This is a genomic window from Streptomyces sp. W16 (genome assembly GCF_033194735.1).
Classification (GTDB): Bacteria; Actinomycetota; Actinomycetes; order Streptomycetales; family Streptomycetaceae; genus Streptomyces.
Genome location: NZ_JAWOAI010000633.1, coordinates 1 through 4929, shown reverse-complemented (window position 1 = coordinate 4929; position 4929 = coordinate 1). Strand labels below are relative to the sequence as shown.

The 4929-nt window shown below is 71.8% G+C and carries 5 protein-coding genes and 2 pseudogenes; 1 reads left to right on the top strand and 6 read right to left on the bottom strand.

The window, feature by feature from the left end; all coding sequences use genetic code 11:
* The 6 genes and pseudogenes from R6V09_RS45785 to R6V09_RS45760 all read right to left on the bottom strand — a co-directional run.
* Positions 1 to 166 (bottom strand): annotated as a pseudogene (locus tag R6V09_RS45785) (pyridoxal phosphate-dependent aminotransferase); the annotation flags it as partial.
* A 48-nt stretch (positions 167 to 214) separates the two neighbouring features.
* On the bottom strand, positions 215 to 817 hold the full coding sequence (locus R6V09_RS45780) for a hypothetical protein (protein WP_317887397.1): 603 nt from the start codon (positions 815 to 817) through the stop codon (positions 215 to 217).
* A 190-nt stretch (positions 818 to 1007) separates the two neighbouring features.
* Positions 1008 to 1814, bottom strand: a complete 807-nt coding sequence (locus R6V09_RS45775; RefSeq protein WP_317887396.1) for an RNA polymerase sigma factor SigF — start codon at positions 1812 to 1814, stop codon at positions 1008 to 1010.
* Between the two features lie 121 nt (positions 1815 to 1935).
* On the bottom strand, positions 1936 to 2208 hold the full coding sequence (locus R6V09_RS45770; RefSeq protein WP_317887395.1) for a DUF6158 family protein: 273 nt from the start codon (positions 2206 to 2208) through the stop codon (positions 1936 to 1938).
* A gap of 30 nt (positions 2209 to 2238) precedes the next feature.
* Entirely contained in the window at positions 2239 to 3858 is a 1620-nt protein-coding gene (locus tag R6V09_RS45765; RefSeq protein WP_317887394.1) for an ABC-F family ATP-binding cassette domain-containing protein, read from the bottom strand.
* 55 nt (positions 3859 to 3913) lie between these two features.
* Entirely contained in the window at positions 3914 to 4585 is a 672-nt protein-coding gene (locus R6V09_RS45760; RefSeq protein WP_317887393.1) for a histidine phosphatase family protein, read from the bottom strand.
* Positions 4586 to 4708: 123 nt separating this feature from the next.
* Between R6V09_RS45760 and R6V09_RS45755 the strand changes: the two are divergent.
* Positions 4709 to 4929 (top strand): annotated as a pseudogene (locus tag R6V09_RS45755) (phosphoesterase); the annotation flags it as partial.

Here is a 4929-nt window from a genome sequence, read left to right as displayed (position 1 = left end):
TCGCGGCGTCGAGCAGCGCGGGGGCGCCGCCGACGGGCTGTTCCTCGGTGCGGGTCGCGGCGGCGGCGAGGACGGCTGCCAGTTCCGGCAGGACGGGCAGTCCGTCGTCGGGGAGCACCGGCCCGTAACGGACGGGTCCCTGGCCTACCGCGTCCGCCTGCCGCATGGTGCCTCCGCGCAGTCGCTGGTGCAGTGCCGTGTTCCGGTCGTGCCCTCAGTGTCCCGGTGTCCGCCTGCGCAGCCGGTACACGGCACCGCCGAGCGCGCCCGCGATCAGCACGCCCCCGGCGACCAGCGCCGGCACGGAGTCGGTGAAGGTTCCGCCCTCCCCGGCCCGCACTCCGCGCTCGATCACGGCGGCGCCGGCACACGCATCACCTCGGGGTTCCTGACACGGCCGCTGCCCGCCCCTGCCCCCGCGTTCCACGCTGAAGGTCGCACTCCACGGCCTGCCCTGCCCGCCCGGCGGCGCCGGACAGGTCCCGTCGACGGTCCACGCGGCGTCCCGTCCGACCTGCTCGTCGTCGGAGATGCGCGCGGTACCGCGATACGCGGCTCCGGCGGCCCGGTCGTCATTGCCGGGCACCTTCCGCAGTTGGACGGTGCCGTCGTCGAAGGCCTGGGAGGAGGCGTCCAGGGTCTCGGGCGCGATCCCACCGATCGCCTCGCAGGAGACGGACACGGTCACGCTCCCGCCCGCCTGGGCGGTGCTCGGGCTGACCTCGGCGGCTGAATCGGCGGCCAGAGCCGGGGCGGCGGCACCCCCGACGACGCCGACCAGGGCGACGGCGGACAGAGCAAGGGCGGTGCGGCGCATGAGCGGGTCTCCTTAGACCGAGGACGGCGGCAACACCATCGAAGCCCGGCCCATTCGGAGCCGCGCGCGGCCGGGCCCCATTGGGGTTAAGGAGAGAGCCCGAGCGAGTGAACACAGCCCGGCTGGTGCTTTTAGGGGCGCGGGGAACTGCGCGACCAGCCCCCACCGACCCGCAGCCGACACACGACCTCTAAGCGGCATCCTCAAGAACCTGCTCCCGAATCCGCCGGCAACACCGACTGATCAACCGGGACACATGCATCTGCGAAATCCCGAACTCCTCCGCGATCCGGCTCTGCGTCATGTCCCCGAAGAACCGCAGGTACAAGATCTCCCGCTCCCGCTCAGGCAGCGCAGCGAGCCGCGGCTTCACAGCCTCCCGATCCACCACGACGTCCAACGCCGGATCAGCGGACCCGAGTACGTCCCCCAACGCCCACCCGTCCGCACCGCCGGAGGCCACCGCGTCCAACGACAACGCGCTGAAACTCTCCAGCGCCTCAAGACCGGCCCGCACATCCTCCTCGGAGAGGCACGCGTGCGCGGCGAGCTCCGCCACCGTGGGCCGCCGCCCCGGCACCGTCTGCGCCAGCTCCTGCCCGGCGACCCGCACCCGGTTGCGCAGATCCTGCACCCGGCGCGGCACGTGCAGCGTCCACATGTGGTCGCGGAAGTGCCGTTTGATCTCGCCGGTGATGGTCGGCACCGCATAGCTCTCGAACGCGTTGCCGCGCTCGGGGTCGTACCGGTCGACGGCCTTGACCAGGCCGAGGGCGGCGACCTGTCGTAAGTCCTCGGTGCTCTCGCCCCGGTTGCGGAAGCGTCCGGCGAGCCGGTCGGCCATGGGCAGCCAGGCCTCCACGATGCGTTCGCGGACGGTGTCGTGCTGCGGGCCGGGCGGCAGCGTGACCAGCGTGCGGAACGCCTCCGCGGTGTCGGGGGCGTCAGGGTGGGAATGTCGCTTCGTGTTCGTGCGAGTGGACACGGTGCTGGGCATGGTGCGTCACAACTCCCTTGAGCATGCTCCGGGTTGGACGGTCACCGTCGGTGGGAACGCGTTTGCGATCCAGCGCTGAAGGTTCGCCTGCCCCCGACCTCAAGGCACAAACCCGCACCCCTCAGTCCCGCTCGCGTGCCCCCTGCCGGGTGCGGCCGGGGGCCACGAGGCGGCGCGGATGGCGGCGCAGGTACTCGCCCTCCAGCCCGGCCATGCGGTCGTTGTGGGCGCGCAGCGCGTCGTTCGAGCCATACAGCAGGGTGTCGTGGCGCGTGCGGTGGATGGTCTCCAGCTCCTTCATGAGCTGGGAGTCGTCCAGGCGCGCAGGGTCGACTCCGGTCATGGTGTGCCCCGCTCGTCGAGTCTCACGGTCCTGAGTCCACTCTACGAACATTCGGGCCCCGCGGCCTCCGCACTGCACGGACTATCGCGCGCGCTCCACCCGCCGCTCGTCCCACACGGGCTCGGCGCTCTCGCGGACCCTGCCGTCGCTGCCGAAGACCAGGTAGCGGTCGAAGGAGCGGGCGAACCAGCGGTCGTGCGTGACGGAGAGCACCGTCCCGTCGAACGCCTCCAGACCCTCCTGGAGGGCTTCCGCGGACTCCAGGTCGAGGTTGTCGGTGGGCTCGTCGAGGAGCAGGGCGGTGACGCCCTGGAGTTCCAGGAGGAGGATCTGGAAGCGGGCCTGCTGGCCGCCGGAGAGGCGGTCGAAGGTCTGCTCGGCCTGGCCGGTCAGTTCGTAGCGGCGCAGCCGGGACATGGCGGGGCCCTGGGCCTGCGCGTGCTCCTTCCACAGGATGTCGAGGAGGGTGCGGCCCTGGAGTTCGGGGTGGGCGTGGGTCTGCGCGAAGTGGCCCGGCACGACGCGCGCGCCGAGCTTCCACTCCCCCGTGTGCTTCACGTCGTCGCCGGCGAGCAGGCGCAGGAAGTGCGACTTGCCGGAGCCGTTGGAGCCGAGGACGGCGACGCGTTCGCCGTAGAAGACCTCCAGGTCGAAGGGTTTCATCAACCCGGTGAGTTCAAGTCCCTTGCAGGTGACGGCCCTTACGCCGGTGCGGCCGCCCTTGATGCGCATGGTGATGTCCTGCTCGCGCGGCGGCTCCGGCGGCGGGCCCGCCTCCTCGAACTTGCGCAGGCGGGTCTGGGCGGCGGCGTAGCGGGACGCCAACTCGTGGCTGATGGAAGCGGCCTGACGGAGATTCAGGACGAGCTTCTTCAGCTGGGCGTGCTTCTCGTCCCAGCGGCGGCGCAACTCCTCGAAGCGGGCGAAGCGTTCACGCCGGGCCTCGTGGTAGGTGGCGAAGCCGGCCCCGTGCACCCAGGCGTCGGCGCCGGTCGGCGAGGGCTCCACGGAGACGATCTTCTCGGCGGCACGGGCGAGGAGTTCACGGTCGTGGGAGACGAACAGGACCGTCTTGCGGGTCTCCTTGAGGCGCTCCTCCAGCCAGCGTTTGCCGGGCACGTCAAGGTAGTTGTCGGGCTCGTCGAGCAGCAGCACCTCTTCGCTGCCGCGCAACAGCGCTTCGAGCACGAGCCTCTTCTGCTCACCGCCGGAGAGCGTGCTCACCTGCCGGAACTGTGCCTTGTCGTACGGCACGCCGAGCGCGGCCATGGTGCACATGTCCCACAGGGTCTCGAACTCGTAGCCGTGCACCTCGGCCCAGTCGGACAGGGCCTGCGCGTACGCGAGTTGGGCCGCCTCGTCGTCGACGGTCATGATGCCGTGCTCGGCCCTGTCGACCTCCGCCGCGACCTCGCGGATGCGCGGCGGTGCGACCGACACCAGCAGGTCCCGTACGGTCGTCTCGTCGCGCACGGAGCCCACGAACTGGCGCATCACGCCCAGGCCGCCACTCACGGTGACCGTGCCACCGTGCGGTTTCAGCTCGCCGGAGATCAGCCGGAGCAGGGTCGTCTTGCCGGCGCCGTTGGGCCCGACCAGAGCGACCACGGCCCCTTCGCCGACCCGGAAGGACACATCGCCGAGCAGCGGCCTCCCGTCGGGGAGGTAGTACTCAAGGTGTGCGGCTTCCAGATGTCCCATGACCACGCATTCTGTGGGGCGGCCTCGCGGCCGGGCAAACCCTTATTGTGCCCCCTCAGGGCTTCTGGTCCGCGTCGAGCGGTTGTCCGGCCGGGCCGCCTTCGGTGTCCGGTCCGGCCGTCTCCACCGCCGCGCCCGCCCAGGACAGGGCCTTCCAGCCGTCGGCCGGGGAGCCGTCCAGGACGACGATGCCGGTGTTGTCGAGGGGGCGGGCGGCGGCGAAGGACACGTCGACGTTGTCGGCGCGGGCGGCCGTCCACATCCGGATCGCGGCGCCGTGGCTGATCATGGCGACGGTGCGGGCGCCGCTGTCGGCGGCCTCGGCGATCACGCCGTCGTAGCGGGCGAGGGCCTCCACGCCGTTCTCACCGCCCGGCATCCGCAACTCCGTGTCACCGGCCGCCCACGCGAAGACGATCCGCATGTACTCGTGGCCGGGTTCCCGGTCGCCGGGCAGCATCTCCAGGTCACCGGCGGTCAGCTCGCGAATACCGTCCCGGACGCGTACGTCGAGGCCGCGGGCGGCGGCCAGCGGGGCCGCGGTCTGCTGGGTGCGGATGAGGGTGGAGGCGTAGAGGGCCTCGATGTCCTCGTCGGCCACTGCCTCGGGGAGGGCGTCGGCCTGGCGGCGGCCGAGGTCGGTCAGCTCCGCGCCCGGGACGGCCGTGTCGAGGAGGAAGTCCACGTTGGCCGTGGTCTGGCCGTGGCGGATGAGGAGCAGGCGCATGCGGGGGTTCCTCCGATGAAACGGTCCGCCGACGGTCGGATCGAAACGGTCCGCCGGCGGTGGCATCGGCTCGCCGACGGTCCGCCGGGCAGCAAACGGCCATTTCAGGGTACCCGGCACCGCATGAGCCCCGACGTCGACCTCACGGTCCCCCTGCCCGGCCGCCACGCCCTGCGCGAGTGGCTGCTCTCCCTGGACTCCCGTCTCTTCGAGGCGGCGGCCGAACGGAACTGGCCCGCCGGTGGGCCCGTGCTGCCGCGGCTGAGCCGGAGTGCCAACCACGGTGTGCTGTGGTTCGCGACGGCCGCCGCGGTGGCCGCGAGCCGTACTCCGCGCGCCCGCCG